We start from the raw sequence: 18,033 nt of genomic DNA, 5'->3' as shown, positions 1-18,033 counted from the left end.
TAAAGGTGACATTGATTCCAGACCATAGGTCACGGATTAAGCTTTTATGACATTAGGTATCAGTTTGACCTTGCTCACGCTCGTTTTGTAAACAAAGACTAAACGCACCAAAACATAACGAGGTTTCTATTAATCGAGAAGGTGGAAATTAATCAAACTTATAGCGAAAGCTGGCTGATGTTGAACATCAACCAACCCAGATTAGACGTCCGTATATTGACTGGCGCTAGCCACAGAAAGTGGTTTTGAGAACCAATAGCCTTGTAGGTAAGACGCGCCCATACTAATAAAGCGCTTTTGCATATCGGCGCTTTCGATACCTTCAATGACTATGTCTACGTTGTGCTCTCTGCACAATTGAGTGACGAATCTAAGGTATTCGTAGGTAGCAGGGTTATTTAGGCACTTCCACGCCATACTTTTGTCGATTTTGATCTGTTGCAACGGTAAATCAAAGAAGCTGTGCAAAGAGCTATAGCCTGCACCGAAGTCATCCAGCGAGAGTAAGAAGCCGTATTCAGACAGCTTTTGCAACTGGTTGATGGCGCTCTGATTGCCATCGAGAATAATGGTTTCGGTTAACTCTAATACAATGCTCTTAGTTGGAATTGCCATCATATCGGCAATGCTTTTCACTTTGTCAGGGAACTGGCTATTAAGGAGCTGAAGCACTGACACGTTTACGTTTACACGCGCATTAGACTTGTTGTGTTTACGATAAACCTGAATAAATTCGCAGGCCTTGGTAAAAACCAAATAGCCTAAATCGACAATAAAACCTTTTTGCTCGGCAACAGAGATAAACTCATCTGGATAAATCTCGCCCCATTGTTTACTGCGCCAACGAACAAGAGCTTCAAAACTCGCGATCTTGTTGCTGCTTGCACATACTATGGGTTGAAATTTAACTGAAATCGCATCTTCATCGATGGCTTGACGCAGTCCACGCTCAATAAAAAAGAATCTGTCGACTTTTTGTTTGGTATCACCCGCGTAAAAACGCATGTCAGATGCCGCATGGCTATCTGCGAACTGACAAGTTTTTTCAGCGATTCGCAATAGCTCGTCTGAAGACAGGTTTTTATCGAAGTTTGGATAGATACCGAGCTTGATGTTTTTGCCATACAAAATGTCATTCTCAGCAACCGCTTTGCGATAACTGTGAACAATCTGCTCCCCAAGTGCAGAAAGCTCTCCCACAGAAGAGTGGCCTTGCAACAAGACGACAAAGTTGTCTGTGTGGACTCGATAAATGTCAATGAAATCGTCTGAGAAAGACTTGAGAGAACGGACAAAATAATGAACCAAATCCTGCAGCACATTTTGTCCGTAGAGATTCACGAAAGATTTAACACCGTCAATCTGGATGTAGACCAGAGAATAGTCAGAGGAGCCAGTATGAACTTGATTCTCGATATCACTATTGAGTTTGATTAGATTTGGCAAGCCGGAAAACGAATCCACATAAACGGCTTTGGCAATATCGCGTTCCTTCTGTCGTTTCTCAGTAATATTTACATGCCAACCCAAGAGTACATAGGTTGCGTTGTATTCAACGGTAACCGCGTTACCTTCAATCCAATCGTAACTGCCATCTTGTTTTCTCACGCGAAACTCATAAGTGAGCACCTTACCTTTCTGAGCAAAATGCTCTTTCACGCGAGAGGCCATCATGTCAACGTCTGATGGGTGAAGCAGAGACATCCAATTGTTCAAACGGCATTGAGAATTTTCGATACCAAACTTTTGGTAGAAATGCTGGTTGTGAAGGAAAACAGTATCTTCATCGACAAGATAAAAGAAGCCGTCATTCAAAAGGTCTGGCAACTGATCAAACTTGTCTTCAATTAACCCAAGAAGTTGGGCTCGGGATATCAAGTGAGGGGAAACTTTCGCTACTGAATCATCGCTGCGCTCGTCATTAACGACGAGAGACAAATGAGCAATAGGTAGCGTAAACGGCGTTTCTTGACTCATGTATTATCAATCAACCCTACTGACTAGTAGGTATTTCCTATAGTTATCTTTATATGTCGAATCTAACACGGACTCTAGCACTTTTACATTAAAGTCTTGTGACCGAGTACACTAAACGGTGGGATTATCGACAACTATCTAAACAAACATTGATTGAGTTCACTTTTGATGTGAAACGAGTTAATTATTGCGATCAATTTTTAGCTCTGTGAAGCCGGTATTGGCATCAAAAGAGCGTGTGAACTCATGGTTATGCATCTTGATTAATATTAGCTCGGCCGTTGTATCTATTATATTTTTTTCGAGTAAGTGGCCGCCTATAATTTGGCCGCTTTGGTCAGAAAAGCTGGCATGACAATGTATGTGGTTAGGCGTGAGAGTCGCTTGGCAGGAAACAATTTCATACGGCCTTTCTAGTGTTAATGTCGAGTTTGCACCGGCTAAACGTAAGTTTATCTGGCTGACACTTCCAACACACGATGCAATGTAACCAGCTTTGATTTCATGCTTTATTACTAGTTGCTGTAATGAGTGTTTTAAGTCGTCGCCCTGAATCAACCTGACTGCGATATGTTCTATAACTTCCATGAATTATTGTCTCAAATTTTGTTTACTGTTTGGGCTTTTCGTTTTCAATTAATGTGAACAGAGCTTGTAAGCTGTCGTCTAAATCTTGAAAACGTTTCGCTTTGCCTAGAACGCGTATTCCCTGCATATGAGTTAATGTCATAGAGGCGAGAGCATTTGCTGTTGGCTGCTCTCTAATTTCAGCTTTGTTTTGCGCAGTATTGAACGCTTGTTTCAACAGAGTAGAAATGGTTTCAAATAAGACGTTGCCTTGTTGGAAGACATAATTGTCGTTCGATGCGTGTTCTACTATGGCATTTTGAACAAAACAACCATGGGAACTGTCTCGTTGTTTCGCTGCAAACTTGTCTAAAAATGCTTTGATATCTTGCCAGCTGGCCTCTGGGCTGCGCAAAGCGTCGAGGCTTGGAAACGAAACTGAAGTTAAGTAGTTATCCAAGGCCAAGTAATAGAGTGCTTGTTTATCGCCGTATGTGTTGTACAAACTGAACCGGTTAATACCCAGTTCTTCAACCAGATCTGAAATAGAGGTATTGGCATATCCCTTACGCCAAAATAGCTCCATTGCGACTTGGAGTTTTTCTTGTTTGTCAAAATTTGCTTTTCTTGCCATGAAATTCTTGACTGCTCGTTTAGTTATTGCGTATTTTAATCTGAACGATCGTTCAGTAAAAGTGTAAAGTGAGTATCTAGAATGAAATTACATCAAACTTCGGCAACGCCTAGTTGCAAACGCGTGACGATTTTCGCGAAAGAGTTAGGTCTAACACTCGATAGTGTCGAATTAGACGTGAGAGCGGGTGATAACCTGTCCAGTGAATTCCTATCCAAGGCACCAAATGGTCGTGTTCCTTTGCTGGAACTCGATGATGGCAATTATGTATCGGAATCTGTCGCCATTTGTCGCTACTTAGATGAAGTGACAGACAATGACTTGTACTTATTCGGCCGTACTGCCTTGCAAAAAGCGCAAGTTGAAATGTGGCATCGCATTGTTGAGCTGCAAGGGTTGTTTGTTGCGTTTCAAGCGTTTCGTAATATCTCTGGCGTTTACAAAGACCGCGAGAACTGTGTTGAGGACTGGGGTTTGGAATCAAAGAGTAGGGTAGAACAGTTTTTGCCAGTACTGGAATCTCGCCTAGCAAACTCGCCATATGTTGCGGGAGATAATTACAGTATTGCCGATATTAGCGCAGCGATTTTCATTATTGTGTGTAAAAACGCGTTGCAATTGGACGTTCTGTCAAACAATCCGAATATTAAAAAGTGGTTTGAAGGCGTAACTGCCAGAGCAGCCTTTAATTAGTTTTATATCAATTGCTAAAAGTGACTATATGTAGTTAAAAACCTGCAACTAGCAGGTTTTTTCTTCTATCTAACCTCGAACCCATTAAAACTTGCTCACCTATCTCTATGATATCAAAGTAATAACCTAACAAATCGGGTGACATCTCTTTAATTGTAAATGATAATGACGCGCATTTTTATTTTGGAGAAGGTTACTATGAAGTCGTCAGTTGCGTTCATTTCAGGCTTATCACTAGCCGCTAGTACTATTGCGTTTACGGTAAATGCAGACCAAGTTGAAATTGAACATTCTTTGGGTAAAACGCTTGTTGAAAGCAACCCTCAACGTGTTGTGGTTTTAGGAGTTGGTCCGCTAGACATTTTGGATAGCCTTGGGGTAGACCCAGTCGCGGTGACTAAAGTAAGTCAGCTACCAGAGTACCTACATAAATACAAAGCTGATCAATACATTGCTGCAGGTAGCTTGTTTGAACCAGATTTCGAAAAAATCTTTACTAGTAAACCTGATTTGATTGTCGCCGGACCTCGTAGTGCGTCGCATTACAAAGAGCTTACTGAGATTGCACCGACTATTGTCGTAGGTGCAGGCCGCAACCAAAGTTACTGGGATGCCACTCAGGAACAATGGCGAAAGCTAGGGCGTGTATTTGAGCAGCAAGATTTTGTAGAGCGCAAAATCTCTGAATTAGACGCTGAATTCAAAGCGATCAGAGATTACAACCAAAGCAACAAAGTTGACGCTTTAACCGTGATGAGTTCTGGTGGCAACGTCACTACATTTGGTGCGCAATCTCGATTCTCTGTTATTTACAAAGATTTCGGATTTAAAGAAACGGTGGAAGGCATTAAACCTTCTCGTCATGGTGATGCGATTTCTTATGAATTTATTCAGCAATCTAACCCATCTACTCTGCTGATCCTCGATCGTGATGCGATTGCAAACCCGGGTACTAGCGACGTTAAGACTGCGTTTGACAACGATCTTGTCCACGCAACAAAAGCACATAAGCAAAACAGCGTGGCATATTTGGATGCCAAAGCTTGGTACTTGACCATTTCTGGTATTACCGCGACCGAAACCATGGTCGAAGATGTAAAAGGTGCTTTGAACCTTAAATAAGTCTTAAGTTAAACCAACTTCCTCGCCAACGTTATCGTTGGCGAGTGTTCAACTGGGGTTTACGTTGAAAAAACTGATGTTTGTGCTGGTTTGCGTGAGTTTTGGTTCCTTATTTATAGGTGTTGGGAATCTGTCACTTAGCCAACTGATTGCGGCTGACTCGCAAGCTTGGAATCTGCTTGTCACTAGCCGTATTCCAAGATTGTTATCCATCATTCTTGCTGGTGCAGGTCTAAGTATCGCTGGACTGATTATGCAGCAAATTAGTCAAAATCGATTTGCTGCACCCTCCACGGCTGGCACCGTCGAATGCGCCATGTTTGGTTATGTACTGAGCTTGGTGGTTTTTGGTCACACTCAATCACTTTGGCTCATTTTTGCTTGTGCCATTGCGGGTACTTTCCTGTTTGTGACTTTTATTCACCGACTGCAATTTAAAAACGCCATATTAGTGCCTCTGATTGGCATTGTGTTTGGTAATGTAGTTGAATCCATGGCGACTTTTATTGCCTACAAATATGAGGCTGTTCAGAGCCTTACCTCATGGACGGTCGCCAATTTTTCCAACATTTTGAAAGGTGATTACGAGCTTCTCTATATCGCCTTTCCAATCTCTGTCTTGAGTTATTTATTTGCTACCCGAATTTCTACCGCGGGAATGGGAAAAGACTTTGCGACCAACTTGGGCGTTAACTACACCCAAGTGGTCATGCTCGGCGTCGCGTTAGTGTCCGTTATGACAGCCACTGTGGTCATGATTGTTGGGCAGTTGCCTTTCCTTGGACTTATCGTACCCAACCTAGTGACTTACTTTTGCGGAGATAACCTTAAGAGAAATATTCCGTTGACCGCCGTCTACGGTGCGTTGATGGTACTAGTGTGTGATTTGCTCAGCCGTGTTGTGATCTATCCGTATGAGTTGCCAGTGTCTATGACGATCAGTGTCGTTGGTGGCTTGGTGTTTATTGGCTTGATTCTGAAAGGTAATAAACATGCGTGATACACATAAACTGATGATACTAGCCGCGATCAGTCTCGTGTTTGCTTTTTTGTTCATTGGGATAGGCTTAAATGCTGATAACTATGAATACTTTCTATCAAGACGAGTTCCCAAAGTTGTCGCTATGGTTCTAGCGGGTATTGCGATTGGTCAGGCTGCTATGGTGTTTCAAACCATCACAGCCAATCGAATTTTAACGCCGAGTATCATGGGATTTGATTCGCTCTACTTACTAACTCAAGTCTTAGTGGTGTTCATATTTGGTGGCTTGAGTAGTTTTGCGATTAATGCCTATTGGAACTTCACGCTATCCACTGCCGTGATGCTTCTGTTTTCCTTTGTGCTGTTCGTTTTTTACTTCAGAAAGCAAGGCCGCAATATTATGACCTTATTGCTGCTTGGCGTGATATTGGGACAACTGTTTTACAACGCAGCAACACTCCTGATTGTAATGTTAGATCCTAATGAATTCAGCACAGTCCAAGATAAGATGTTTGCCAGTTTTAATAACATCAATGTTGATTTGGTTTACTTATGCAGTCCGGTGCTTTTGGTGTGCTGTTATTTGCTGTATCGATTAAATCGTATCTTAGATGTGTTTTGGTTAGACAAAGACAACGCTACCAGTCTTGGGGTTGATGTGGAACGCATTTCGCTCTATGTAATGTTGCTCAGTTCAGTATTGATAGCCATTTCAACCGCACTGATTGGCCCAATCATGTTTTTTGGCCTGTTGGTTACTAACCTGACACGGGAGTGGTTAAGGACATACCAGCATAAATTTTTGTTGATTGGCGTGTCATTGTTATCTATCGCGACCTTGTTAGTTGGCCAGTGGATCGTTGAAAACCTATTTCAATTTTCTACCACACTCAGTGTCATCATCAATTTTGCTGGTGGCTTGTATTTCTTGTGGATGTTGATGAAAAACCGGATTACCTAAAAATGATTGAAATTAAAAGTCTAACCAAACGCTTTGGTAATCAACTTGTGGTTGATAATGCCGATTCTCAGTTCGAGAAGGGTAAGGTGACTTCGATAATTGGCCCTAATGGTGCTGGCAAAAGTACATTACTTTCGATGGCTAGCCGTCTTGTAAAACGCGATCACGGCGAAGTGTATATTGATTGCAAGGAAATTGGTGAGTGGGACACTAAGGCGTTGGCAAAACGACTAGCGGTGCTACGTCAAGCTAATGTCATTTCGATGCGCTTCACGGTCCGAGAGATGGTCGCTTTTGGTCGCTTCCCTTATTCACAAGGCAATCACAGTGACGAAGATGAAAGGAAGATTGATCAGGCGATCGAATATCTGGATCTGGTTGCGATTCAACATCGTTTTCTCGATGAGTTAAGTGGTGGGCAAAGACAGCTAGCTTTCATTGCCATGGTGTTGGCTCAAGATACCGACTATGTCTTTCTCGACGAACCGCTTAATAACCTAGACATTAAGCACTCCTTACAAATCATGCGCAACATCCAGCGCATGGCGAGAGAAATGAATAAAGCGGTTGTCATTGTGATTCACGACATCAATTTTGCGGCCAGTTATTCGGATATCATCATTGCGCTGAAAAAAGGTAAAGTCGTCGTGCAAGGCAGCGTGGAGCAAGTCATTGACGAAGCGATACTTGAATCTATCTACGAAACGCCTTTTACAGTACTGGAAATGGGTGACAAACGATTGTGTACCTATTACTAAGTTTGACTAATAGCCTAGTGTGAATACTTCTGAAGAGTGGCGTTAACCGTCACTCTTCTTTGGTTAGCTCATCCATTATTGGACAATGGCTGCTTGAGTCTCCGGGACAAGCTGCAATCCAATCAGACAAATGCTTTTCAATTTGCTGTAGCTCTACTATCCGTTGTCTTACTTCTGCTTGTTTCGCTATCGCTTTTTGTTTGACCTCTCGGCTTTGAAACTCAGAGTTCTGCCACAAGTCGACTAATTCTTTACATTCCGCCAACGAAAACCCAGCATTTTTAGCACGTGCTATCACTCGCAATGCCTGAATGTGTTTTTCACCATATTGGCGATACCCAGCGTCGGTGCGAGACGGAGCTGGAATCATATTTTTGTCTTCATATAATCGAATCGACTTACTCGACAGCCCGGTTAGTTTAGCAACTTGCCCTATGTTCATTGTCAAACCTCAATTCTTTGTTGTTCGACAACTTAGCATGACTAAATCCAATGCAAAACTAAGAGTACAGGTATATCAGTGGATTTCGAATATTTCACGACGAATTTTGGTTAAGACGGGTATCTTTCAGGCCGTGAAATAAATAGGTAGTTGCTTGAGATCAACAAACATTGGATTAACTGATTAGATAGCTAAAAAATTGTTGAATGCATAAACTATTTTTTAATAATGGTTGTTAGTTGAGTCTCTTAACCCCATAAAGGGAAGTTCATATGCCACAACCGTCTATCTCGCAACCTCTTGTTCTTGTTATTAACTCTGGAAGTTCATCACTGAAATTTGCTGTGGTTGAGCCAGAATCCGGCAACTCAATTATCACCGGCTTAGGGGAGTGTTTTGGATTACCCCAAGCTAGTTTCACCTACAAACTCGATGGTGAAAAAATCCAAGTCTCTTTGAATGGTGATTCCGATCCTCACTTGCAAACCGTTGAAAAAATCGTTGAATTGGTGAAAGAAAACGGCTGGCAAACGGCATTGGTCGCTGTGGGACATCGCGTTGTACACGGTGGAGAAAAGTTCACTGAAACCGTCAAGTTAGACTCTGAGATTGTTGAGCAAATTGCGGAATTGTCGAGTTTGGCACCGTTGCACAACCCTGCAGGCGTAAAAGGTATCAAAGCTGCGATGAGCGCCTTTGCTGAGCTACCACAGTTCGCTGTCTTTGATACCGCGTTCCACCAAAGCATGCCGGAAAAAGCATTTAGAGAGGCGGTTCCTCAAGCTCTATATCAAGAAATGGGCATTAGACGTTACGGATTCCATGGAACTAGTCACTATTTTGTCAGTCGCGAGTCCGCTAAGTTGCTCAATCAAGATGTTGAATCACTTAAGCAGATTACCGTTCACCTTGGCAATGGCGCGTCAATATGTGCGGTCAAGGAAGGTAAGTCAGTTGATACTTCGATGGGCTTCACACCACTCGCTGGCTTGATGATGGGGACTCGAAGCGGTGACTTGGATCCCGGGATTATCGAGTTCTTGTTTGACAAGGGTTGGTCTAAATATGACATCTTTACGACATTAAATAAGAAGTCCGGCATTCTGGGTGTGTTTGGGCCGTCTTCTGATGCTAGAGATCTATTGCAAGGTGTTGAGGAGGGTGACAAGAATGCTCAACTCGCGGTCGATATTTTCTGTTACCGTATAGCAAAATACATTGCCAGCTATTTGGTGTCTCTAGGTGGCCTAGATGCAATCGTATTTACCGGTGGCATCGGAGAAAATGCCGCACCGATTCGCAGTCAAATTATTCGTGAGTTGTCTGCACTAGGATTTGTTGAAAATGAGCAATGCAATCTAGATGCCCGCTTCGGTCAAAGTGGCGTGATTGGTCAATCTGAACTGCTCAACGCAAAATTAGTTGTGGTGCCAACAGATGAAGAGCTGGTTATTGCGAGACAATCTTTAGCCTTGTCTCAATAAAGCTTTAAACTTGATATTCTGGAGCCGGCGTTTGCTGGCTCTTGTTGTTTCTATCGAGAGCAAAAGCCCGAACTCTGATAGACAACAAACATTCACAAACTTGTCTCACAAGCCCGTTTAAAGTGTCTTACGCTTGTTATGGCCATTTTTCAAAAACTGCTGTTGAAGAAAAATGAAGCAAGCTTGAGAAATGGGTGTCAGTGGTCGAGCGCGAAAGTGAGCCAATAACGCGGATGGCTACGTTTTTACTTTTTGAATTTAATAATATTTGAAGCCAAGAATTAAGGGTAACATCATGTTTAATCAGAAAATATGTATTGTGACAGGAGCCGCTCAAGGGATCGGCAAGGCCATAACACAACGTTTCGCGGAACAAAATGCTCAGGCGGTTTATGCGCTCGATATGAATTCAGAAACGCTCAAGAACGCTTTTGAGGGTACTGACAATGTTATTCCTGTTGTCGTCGATATGTGTGACAGACAAGCAGTTGCCGAGCTGATTACAAGAATAAGCAAGGACTACGGGCGAGTTGATGTGCTTGTTAACAATGCTGGAATCACGCGAGATGCTCTGCTTGAAAGAATGACAGAGCAAGAATGGGATGCAGTAATCGATGTTAACTTAAAAGGTGTGTTTAACATTACGCAAGCTGTAGCCCCGATAATGGTCGAGAATGGTAAGGGATCTATTGTAACTATGTCCTCTGTTGTTGGTACTGATGGCAATATCGGACAAACCAATTATGCGGCGACCAAAGGTGGTGTGATTGCCATGACAAAAAGTTGGGCCAAAGAATTATCACGCAAGGGGGCACAAGTAAGAGCAAACTGTGTTGCGCCAGGCTTTATCGAAACTCCTATGACTCAAGACCTGCCTGAAAAAGTACTGGATATGATGAAAGCCAAAACTCCACTAGGCAGAATGGGAACGCCAGAAGACATAACCAATGCGGTAGAGTTTTTAGCCAGTGACAAATCCAGTTTCATCACGGGCCAAGTCTTAAAAGTCGACGGTGGTTTGGTGTTGTAAAAACCAGTACTTCCAACCCAAGTGCTTCAACGGTACTTGGGTTTACCTATCATACTGTTTATCCCAATTTATACTTGAGTTTTGATATCGACGTTAAAACGCCATTTGTGGCCTTTTTCCCGTCATTTACTATTGACTTGTGATGTAAAAAGAATAAAGTCTAGCGCTTAATTTTGGCAGTGAGTCCAATGCTTGTTTGACTCATGCCAGATTCAAATTTGCGTTACCAATAAGAGATACCGTCAATGTCACCACTCACCACTCAGCGTTTGTCTGCTGATAATCCAGAACACGTCAAAATAGCTGGAGATCTGCTGAAAGCAGGGGAGTTGGTTGCCATTCCAACAGAGACGGTTTACGGGCTTGCTGCTGATGCCTCCAATCCGGAAGCGGTAAAAAAGATTTTTGCTGCTAAAAATCGGCCGGCAGATCACCCGCTCATTGTGCACATACCAACCGTTGATCATCTGTCACGTTGGGCGAGTACCATCCCTAGTTGGGTATCACCATTAGCTGATGAGTTTTGGCCCGGACCGCTGACAATGATATTTGACAAGTGTGAGCATGCTTCTGATGTGGTAACCGGTGGATTATCTTCGGTTGGGGTGCGTATCCCAAGCCATCCAGTTTTGTTGGAGCTACTTAAAGAATTTGATATTGCGGTTGCCGCGCCTTCGGCGAATCCCTATCAAAAGCTAAGCCCAACCACAGCGGAGCAAGTGCTGGCTGGTTTAGATGGTAAGATTGCCGCAGTTCTTGATGGCGGTTCCTGCAGCGTTGGTACCGAGTCTACCATATTGAAAGTACTTGAAGACCGCGCTGAAGTACTGCGTTGTGGACCACTATCTGCAGGACAATTGCAGCCATTTTTGGATGTGCCGGTTAAAACCTTAGTGTCTCATGAACAAGCGGTTTCAGGTAACAAAAAGGTACACTATCAACCCAATGCCAAGGTGATGTTGGTATCAACTGAAAAGTTGAAATCGGACTTAAACAACTTGCCTGATGGTGTGGGTTTGTTGACTTACAGCGATTCCTTCATAGTCGATAACCCAGCCACTCATATCAACTTACCAAGTCAGCATCAGGGTTATCGACAAGGTTTGTATAACGCACTGCATCGATTAGATTCAGGTTCTGTTAGGCAAATCTGGGTCGAACAACCTCCAAATGATCCAAGCTGGCTCGACATGATTGACCGACTGAGTAGAGCTTCCGCTTAACTTGTTTTTCGATTATCCGATGGTAATCAAGTGAGATTAAACCAAACCTTGGCTGTTTTGGTTTAATGACGTCTTCTGGTTACGCGGGTTTTATGGTGGCTGGGAGGTCACTGTTCCTTTTAGAGCTAACTCGTCTAATCACACCAGCCCGTCAATCTAGAAACTCAAATCGTATGTCTTCGGTTTATTTGTTTCGAACCCAACTTCGTTATATCCAGAATTCTATAGCCCGTGATTTAACGCAATAACAACTATACTAATTTTATCAATTTCATAAAATTTTCACTAAGGTCTAACAATTATGGCAAAGCGAAATCAAAGCATCATCGATGAAGAAGTGATCTTTAGTGAAGAACTGGTCTCGACAACGGATAAACGCGGAGTGATCACCTACGCCAATCAAGCCTTTGTCAATGTATCTGGCTACAGCCAAGAAGAACTTATTCGTAAAAACCACAATTTAGTGCGTCATCCCGACATGCCAAAAGCGGCATTCAAAGACTTATGGGATAACATCAGTAAAGGTAAATCTTGGCGCGGGGCCGTAAAAAACCGGTGTAAAGACGGACGCTATTATTGGGTAGACGCCTTTGTTACTCCAATCGTTCAGGGTAATGATATTGTCGGATTCCAGTCCGTAAGAAAACCATTAGACCAAGAAACAAAACGCAAAGCGGAACACTTATACAGAAAAGTTAATCGCGGCAAGTCTCCAGTTTCAATTTGGAGCAAGTTTAATCTACGTGTTCTTTGTTACTTGGTGATTTCTATAGCGCTAGCCATCGCGAGCTCGAGTGCGTGGTGGTTGAGTTTAGTTCTCGTTGTATTGCCTGTCGGTGTTTTCTGGGCAGAACTACGGCAAGCCATCGTTTCATCCGACAGCTTACGTAGAGATTACGATAGTGTATCTCGTTTAGTGTACAGCGGCGCAGCACCCTTTAGCGTTGCCAACTTCCACTTAAAAATCGCGGATGGAAAAATTCATACCATACTCAAGCGGGTCAGCGATCAAGCTGCGCAGCTTCAGTCCAATGTAGAAGTGCTACAAAACGCCGCCGATCAGACGCAAAAAGGCGTCCAACAAGAAAATCAGTCTATTAAGAATGTGTTGGATTCGCTAGAACACATGACGAACTCGGTTGACTCGGTCAATGAGCACGCGAACCATACCGGAGAGCAGGTAACCCAAGCCGCACACCTGTGTGAAGCAACGGTGGCGAGAATCGATCAAACCAAACAATCGATAGATGCTTTGCATGAGCAAATAGACAATTCACGGCAAAGTTCCAATGAGCTGTCAAAAGAAGCTAACGGTATTGTTAGCACTATGACGGAGATTTCTGGTATCGCAGAGCAAACCAATCTGCTTGCACTAAACGCAGCGATAGAAGCGGCGCGTGCGGGTGAGTACGGTAGAGGATTTGCGGTAGTTGCTGATGAAGTAAGAAACTTATCATCGAGAACCAACACTGCCGCAGAGAACATACAGCAATCCCTTCAAGGTATGTTAGCAACACTAAAACAATGGGAACATACTATGAGTAAGCAGGCGGAAACGGCAGAAAACTCTGTTTCTGATGCGGCTTTATCTCAACAAAGCATTCAAGAAGTTCTGTCCCTTATCGATGAAGTCAAGCAATCTGCACGGTCTATCTGTACAGCGACGGAAGAACAAGCAAATCAATCTCAGTCGGTTCGGGAACAGCTCGAAACCGTGGCAAATTTGTCTCAGAGCAACGAAGATCGCGCGGATGTGGTTCTCGAACAATCTACCGACATCGCGACCAAGTCTGAATCATTAGCGGCACTCAGTACCACATTCCGCTGATGTAGACAGATAAGCCGAACATTGAATTACGCATAATAATGAGACCAATATCACAAAGTTTTTAATTGCGTCTACACTCATATGTATAACGACAAGTGTTTTGGAACGACTGTCTTTCCAAATAAATACTGAAAATTAAAGAGACACTTAAGGAAGCCTGATGAAAATTGCCAATAAAATTGTAATCGTTTGCATTGGTTTGAGTGCGATTGCGACCGTTGCTACTGGCACTAGCGCAATGCTGCAATCCATCACACTATCCGAAGAAGCGATCGAACGCCGTGCGATTAGCCAGCTGATCTCAGTGAAGGAAGTCAAAAAGAAAGAGGTTGAAGGCTATCTAGATCATATTCGCAAGCAAGTTGTTACACTATCTGATGACAACGGAACCAAAGATGCGATGAACTACTTTTCTCAAGCCTTTGGTAGCTATGACGTAGCGGGAGTCAAAAATGATGATATTGATGTGCTGCAAAGCTATTACAAAAACGAATTTGGTAATAAGTACAAACAGTTGAACCTCGGCAAAGGTGCCAATGAAGGTAGCCTATTTTCAAGTTTGTCACCTATAGGTAAAGCGTTACAGGCACGATACATTGCGGTCAATGACAACGAATTAGGAAGTAAACACCTATTAGACTTTGATTCACTCAACAATTACTACGATGTTGTCCATGGGACTTATCACCCGAGTTTGAGAAAATTTGTCGACGAATTTGGTTACTACGATTTGTTTCTCGTTGATCCAAGCGGCAATGTGGTTTATTCCGTGTTTAAAGAACTCGACTACGCTACTAACTTAAAAGATGGGTCTTATCGTAACACCGGTTTGGCAAAAGCGTTTAATGGTGCGATGAAAGCCCAGAAAGACGACTACTACGTCGAAGACTTTAGCCCATATCTTCCTTCCTACGAGGCGGCTGCTTCTTTTATTTCTTCACCAATCGTCAGCAATGAGTCAATTGTCGGCGTGTTAATTTTCCAAATGCCGGTTAGCCGCATCAACAGCATGATGATGTTTGAAGGAGAACCAACCCAAGCCGGGATGGGCGAAACAGGAGAAGCTTATTTAGTGGGGACGGATGGGCTAATGCGCAACCAATCCCGTTTCATGGAGGACAGCAAAGATTCTTATCTATCTGCATTGAAAGAAAATGGAGTAAGTCAAAACATCATTCAGCTGCTGAACAATACCGATTCAACGGTTGGGACACTGCCTGTTCAATCTGAAGTGATAGACCGGGCCAAAACAACTCAATCTGGATCTATGAAATCCAAAAATTATCTGGGTCGCGAAGTATTAACGGCGTTTGGACGGATAGAAGTGTTGGGCCTTAACTGGGTCATAGTCGCTGATATGGAAAGCCATGAGGCGTTAATCGATGTGAAAAGACTCGAAAATAAAATGTTGCTGGTAATTAGCATAGTTATCGGGCTAGTCGTGGTACTTGCCGGGTTGCTTTCGTTTCTTCTCGCGCGAAGTGTTTCTAAACCAATCCAAGCTGCAGTTGATAAAGTTACCGCGATTACTGCTCAACAAGATGTTTCAGGCCGTCTAGATATTAAATCTAAAGATGAACTTGGTGATCTTGCCAATGCTTTTAATGGCTTGCTCGACCGCGTTCAAGAGCTACTAGTTCAAACATCCACAACGACCGAACAGTTAAATCAGAATTCAAATCTAATCCGTGGCAATGTCTCAGGAGTTAGAAGCTCGGTTGAAGACCAAGGTAAGAAGACTGAGCATGTTGCCATTTCTATCGGGCAGATGACGGATTCAATCAGTCAGGTGGCTAGTGCCGCCAACAATGCCGCCGAGCATGTCAAAGCAGCTAATCAAATTGGGCATGAAAGTTTGAATGTAGGCAGTGATCTGGGAGGGACAATTTCATCCTTGGATGAACAAATGCGGGTAGCCGTTGAAGCCATTGAACGGTTGAGAAATGAAAGCGATTCGATTGGTGAAGTTCTTGATGTGATTCAAGGTATCGCCGAACAGACCAATTTGCTTGCGTTGAACGCTGCTATTGAAGCAGCAAGAGCGGGGGAGCAAGGACGGGGATTTGCTGTGGTAGCTGATGAAGTTAGGTCACTAGCGGGCCGGACCCAAGATTCAACGGAAGAGATTCGCAGCAAAATTGAATCTTTGCAGAAAGAAACCAACTTCGTCTTTTCATCTATTGAGACGGCGAGTAACTCTCTAAATAATGGTGTCGAAGCGTGCAGCAAAAACACGGATATGCTTAATCGAATTGTGACGATGTTAGACGACATGAATCAAATGACGTTGCAGATTGCCGATTCCGCCGACCAACAGAGAGTTGTGACAACCGAAATTCAAGCTAGCGTTGAATCCATCGCAGAGGCAGGAAAGCAAGTTGATGTTGAGGTCAATGGCGTAGAGTCATCAATGAAAGAACTCACCAGTCAATCTGACAAATTGACGAGAAATATTGGTGAATTTAAATACTAGTATGCCGAAGTGACCTGAAGATACGGGATTTAGAGCTCCGTCTTTAAGTCATTTGGGTTTATCTAGTGGTTATGAGTAGGTCCAGTTGCTAACTGAAATTCATGATTGAAGCACTGGACCTGACAGGTGAAATCAAGATTTGTTGATAGCGTCTTCTTCAGCGATTTGTCGCCGAGCCACTCGGATTGACATGACCCAAATGGCAATAATTCCAAAAGGGATTAACGCCGCTGTCCATTCAACCCAATAAAGACCAGCGTATTGTTTGGCCAGTATTAAGTGGCTAAAGACCAAAAGTCCGGCAACAACTAGTGCACCGCCAATAAGATAGAGCTCTGTTTTGATTCTAGTTTTCATTTCAACCTACTGGATAAATTTTAACTAGTACAAACTACCGATGAACAGACTCGAAAACTAGAACAGATCAGGGGGCATTAACTAGAACAGTGCTTTTTGATCAATTTGCCGAGTGTTGCTAACGCGCTCAATCTGTCAGAGGTAAGTTCATGAGAAGTATTTAGTCGAATAGCATTGTTATGTTGTCTATCCACGGAAAACAAACTGCCTGGTGCAATTGCTATTTGGTGACTCAAACAATCTCGATACAACAGGTCGGCATTAATCTTATTACTAAGCTGAACCCAAACGAAATAGCCGCCAACGTGTTGCTGGAGCGAAAAGAGTTCGCGAGGGAACAACTCGATGATCGCTTTTGTGTGAAGATGCTTTCGCTCCGCCAATATCGTTCTAAGCTTTTTTAAGTGCAGCTCGTAGTTTTGGTAAGTCAGATAGTCTGCAATCCCCATTTGAGTTGGCATACTGCTAGATAGGGTCAACATGAGCTGGAGCTTTTGTATCGCCAAATGGTGTTTAGATGCGACTACCCAACCGACACGAAAACCAGGCGAAAGGCATTTTGAAAAAGAGCCACACAGTAAAGAAAGCGATTTTTTGTGTAGAAAAGCTCGCAACGGCTTGGGTTTTTGCTCGCCGTCATACAATTCACTGTATACATCATCTTCGACTAACGCGACGTCGTTGGTTTCGGCTATTTGTGCCAGCAACGATTTCTTCTCATCTGAAAGCGTCACGCCAGTTGGATTTTGCATATTAGGCATTAACCAAGCGACTTTTATGGGCAATTCCTGGCAAGCTTGTTGAAAGGCTGAAATGTCGATGCCTGTTTTTGGATCAGTCGGAATTTCCACCGCTTTCAGATTAAGTTTTTCAATAGCTTGCAGTGCTCCATAAAAAGTAGGACTTTCGATAGCCACTAAGTCACCTGGCTTCGTCAGTGCTGCTAGGCTGAGGTTTAGCGCTTCCATCGCCCCTGAAGTTATGACAATTTCATCCGGGTTTACATCAACCCCACAACGTTGATAGCGCTGTGAAATCATTCGGCGCAACGACTCGTTTCCTGGCGGCATGTGCAGTACAACTGACTTATCTGTAATCGTCTTACTGGCGTTGGCAAGGCTTTTGGCTAGGTCTCGGTGTGGAAATAATGATGGGTCAGGCAGGGCAGGTGCGAATTGCTCTAGCTTTGGGTCTTTTCCTTGTTGAATGAAGTCAAACAATTGATCGTTGATAGCAACTTTGTGTGATGAAAACTCGTTAAAAGCAGTGAGTTTTGGATCGAACTCTAGCTGTGAGTTAACAAAATAACCTGACTGCGGTTTCGACCGAACTAGGCCGTGGCTTTCCAACCATTGGTACGCTTGTAGTGTGGTCGTCAAACTGGTTTGATAACGTTTTGCACTGCTGCGAACCGAAGGGATTTTGTCGCCGCTTCGCCATACACCATTAAGTATTTGTTGCTCAATATCATGAGCAATTTTGTGAAATTTGGCCATTAAAAC

General features: G+C 43.2%; 16 protein-coding genes. 10 read left to right on the top strand and 6 right to left on the bottom strand.

The annotated features are described in order from the left end of the window. Positions 1–201: 201 nt before the first annotated feature. From ACXAFJ_RS13755 to ACXAFJ_RS13745, 3 genes are all read right to left on the bottom strand, one after another. On the bottom strand, positions 202–1,977 hold the full coding sequence (locus tag ACXAFJ_RS13755) for an EAL domain-containing protein (protein WP_475324194.1): 1,776 nt from the start codon (positions 1,975–1,977) through the stop codon (positions 202–204). 180 nt (positions 1,978–2,157) lie between these two features. Beyond that, on the bottom strand, positions 2,158–2,565 hold the full coding sequence (locus ACXAFJ_RS13750) for a PPC domain-containing DNA-binding protein (protein WP_475324193.1): 408 nt from the start codon (positions 2,563–2,565) through the stop codon (positions 2,158–2,160). Positions 2,566–2,587: 22 nt separating this feature from the next. Then, entirely contained in the window at positions 2,588–3,178 is a 591-nt protein-coding gene (locus tag ACXAFJ_RS13745) for a TetR/AcrR family transcriptional regulator (protein ID WP_475324191.1), read from the bottom strand. 81 nt (positions 3,179–3,259) lie between these two features. On the opposite strand from ACXAFJ_RS13745, the gene ACXAFJ_RS13740 reads away from it, so the two are divergent. The 5 genes from ACXAFJ_RS13740 to vctC all read left to right on the top strand — a co-directional run bounded on the left by ACXAFJ_RS13740 (position 3,260) and on the right by vctC (position 7,694). After that, positions 3,260–3,871, top strand: a complete 612-nt coding sequence (locus ACXAFJ_RS13740) for a glutathione S-transferase (RefSeq protein WP_475324190.1) — start codon at positions 3,260–3,262, stop codon at positions 3,869–3,871. Positions 3,872–4,069: 198 nt separating this feature from the next. After that, complete coding sequence (locus ACXAFJ_RS13735) at positions 4,070–4,993, top strand: siderophore ABC transporter substrate-binding protein (RefSeq protein ID WP_475324188.1); 924 nt, start codon at positions 4,070–4,072, stop codon at positions 4,991–4,993. A gap of 64 nt (positions 4,994–5,057) precedes the next feature. After that, positions 5,058–5,993: an ABC transporter permease gene (locus tag ACXAFJ_RS13730; RefSeq protein ID WP_475324187.1), complete on the top strand. Its 936-nt coding sequence runs from the start codon at positions 5,058–5,060 to the stop codon at positions 5,991–5,993. Then, positions 5,986–6,936 (top strand): iron chelate uptake ABC transporter family permease subunit, encoded by a 951-nt coding sequence (locus tag ACXAFJ_RS13725; protein WP_475324185.1) that lies wholly within the window; start codon positions 5,986–5,988, stop codon positions 6,934–6,936. The genes ACXAFJ_RS13730 and ACXAFJ_RS13725 overlap by 8 nt, the downstream gene beginning before the upstream one ends. 2 nt (positions 6,937–6,938) lie before the next feature. Further along, entirely contained in the window at positions 6,939–7,694 is a 756-nt protein-coding gene (gene vctC, locus ACXAFJ_RS13720; RefSeq protein ID WP_475324184.1) for an iron chelate ABC transporter ATP-binding protein VctC, read from the top strand. A 49-nt stretch (positions 7,695–7,743) separates the two neighbouring features. Here vctC and cueR read toward each other — a convergent pair whose 3' ends face one another. Continuing rightward, positions 7,744–8,136: a Cu(I)-responsive transcriptional regulator gene (cueR, locus tag ACXAFJ_RS13715; protein ID WP_475324183.1), complete on the bottom strand. Its 393-nt coding sequence runs from the start codon at positions 8,134–8,136 to the stop codon at positions 7,744–7,746. A gap of 287 nt (positions 8,137–8,423) precedes the next feature. On the opposite strand from cueR, the gene ACXAFJ_RS13710 reads away from it, so the two are divergent. The 5 genes from ACXAFJ_RS13710 (at position 8,424) to ACXAFJ_RS13690 (ending at position 16,174) form a co-directional block, all read left to right on the top strand. Further along, complete coding sequence (locus ACXAFJ_RS13710; RefSeq protein ID WP_475325751.1) at positions 8,424–9,620, top strand: acetate kinase; 1,197 nt, start codon at positions 8,424–8,426, stop codon at positions 9,618–9,620. Positions 9,621–9,915: 295 nt separating this feature from the next. Continuing rightward, entirely contained in the window at positions 9,916–10,650 is a 735-nt protein-coding gene (gene fabG, locus ACXAFJ_RS13705; protein ID WP_475324181.1) for a 3-oxoacyl-[acyl-carrier-protein] reductase, read from the top strand. A gap of 245 nt (positions 10,651–10,895) precedes the next feature. After that, on the top strand, positions 10,896–11,873 hold the full coding sequence (locus ACXAFJ_RS13700; protein WP_475324180.1) for an L-threonylcarbamoyladenylate synthase: 978 nt from the start codon (positions 10,896–10,898) through the stop codon (positions 11,871–11,873). 301 nt (positions 11,874–12,174) lie between these two features. Next, positions 12,175–13,701: a methyl-accepting chemotaxis protein gene (locus tag ACXAFJ_RS13695; RefSeq protein WP_475324179.1), complete on the top strand. Its 1,527-nt coding sequence runs from the start codon at positions 12,175–12,177 to the stop codon at positions 13,699–13,701. 160 nt (positions 13,702–13,861) lie between these two features. Continuing rightward, the gene (locus ACXAFJ_RS13690) at positions 13,862–16,174 is read left to right on the top strand and encodes a methyl-accepting chemotaxis protein (RefSeq protein ID WP_475324178.1); all 2,313 of its coding nucleotides are present in this window, start codon (positions 13,862–13,864) and stop codon (positions 16,172–16,174) included. Positions 16,175–16,306: 132 nt separating this feature from the next. Here the strand turns inward: ACXAFJ_RS13690 and ACXAFJ_RS13685 are convergent, their stop codons facing one another. Both ACXAFJ_RS13685 and ACXAFJ_RS13680 read right to left on the bottom strand, forming a co-directional pair. After that, the gene (locus ACXAFJ_RS13685; protein WP_475324176.1) at positions 16,307–16,531 is read right to left on the bottom strand and encodes a hypothetical protein; all 225 of its coding nucleotides are present in this window, start codon (positions 16,529–16,531) and stop codon (positions 16,307–16,309) included. A 77-nt stretch (positions 16,532–16,608) separates the two neighbouring features. Further along, entirely contained in the window at positions 16,609–18,027 is a 1,419-nt protein-coding gene (locus ACXAFJ_RS13680) for an aminotransferase-like domain-containing protein (RefSeq protein WP_475324175.1), read from the bottom strand. Between the last annotated feature and the right edge of the window lie 6 nt (positions 18,028–18,033).

Source organism: Vibrio sp. ABH4_348 (assembly GCF_056159765.1).
The sequence above is the reverse complement of the archived record's forward strand: the minus strand, read 5'-3'. Positions and strand labels throughout refer to the sequence as shown.

What these genes read in the sequence shown, in the direction of transcription:
- ACXAFJ_RS13755 (WP_475324194.1), bottom strand. Translation starts at nt 1,977, where the DNA reads ATGAGTCAAGAAACGCCGTTTACGCTACCTATTGCTCATTTGTCTCTC.
- ACXAFJ_RS13750 (WP_475324193.1), bottom strand. Translation starts at nt 2,565, where the DNA reads ATGGAAGTTATAGAACATATCGCAGTCAGGTTGATTCAGGGCGACGAC.
- ACXAFJ_RS13745 (WP_475324191.1), bottom strand. Translation starts at nt 3,178, where the DNA reads ATGGCAAGAAAAGCAAATTTTGACAAACAAGAAAAACTCCAAGTCGCA.
- ACXAFJ_RS13740 (WP_475324190.1), top strand. Translation starts at nt 3,260, where the DNA reads ATGAAATTACATCAAACTTCGGCAACGCCTAGTTGCAAACGCGTGACG.
- ACXAFJ_RS13735 (WP_475324188.1), top strand. Translation starts at nt 4,070, where the DNA reads ATGAAGTCGTCAGTTGCGTTCATTTCAGGCTTATCACTAGCCGCTAGT.
- ACXAFJ_RS13725 (WP_475324185.1), top strand. Translation starts at nt 5,986, where the DNA reads ATGCGTGATACACATAAACTGATGATACTAGCCGCGATCAGTCTCGTG.
- vctC (WP_475324184.1), top strand. Translation starts at nt 6,939, where the DNA reads ATGATTGAAATTAAAAGTCTAACCAAACGCTTTGGTAATCAACTTGTG.
- cueR (WP_475324183.1), bottom strand. Translation starts at nt 8,136, where the DNA reads ATGAACATAGGGCAAGTTGCTAAACTAACCGGGCTGTCGAGTAAGTCG.
- fabG (WP_475324181.1), top strand. Translation starts at nt 9,916, where the DNA reads ATGTTTAATCAGAAAATATGTATTGTGACAGGAGCCGCTCAAGGGATC.
- ACXAFJ_RS13700 (WP_475324180.1), top strand. Translation starts at nt 10,896, where the DNA reads ATGTCACCACTCACCACTCAGCGTTTGTCTGCTGATAATCCAGAACAC.
- ACXAFJ_RS13695 (WP_475324179.1), top strand. Translation starts at nt 12,175, where the DNA reads ATGGCAAAGCGAAATCAAAGCATCATCGATGAAGAAGTGATCTTTAGT.
- ACXAFJ_RS13690 (WP_475324178.1), top strand. Translation starts at nt 13,862, where the DNA reads ATGAAAATTGCCAATAAAATTGTAATCGTTTGCATTGGTTTGAGTGCG.
- ACXAFJ_RS13685 (WP_475324176.1), bottom strand. Translation starts at nt 16,531, where the DNA reads ATGAAAACTAGAATCAAAACAGAGCTCTATCTTATTGGCGGTGCACTA.
- ACXAFJ_RS13680 (WP_475324175.1), bottom strand. Translation starts at nt 18,027, where the DNA reads ATGGCCAAATTTCACAAAATTGCTCATGATATTGAGCAACAAATACTT.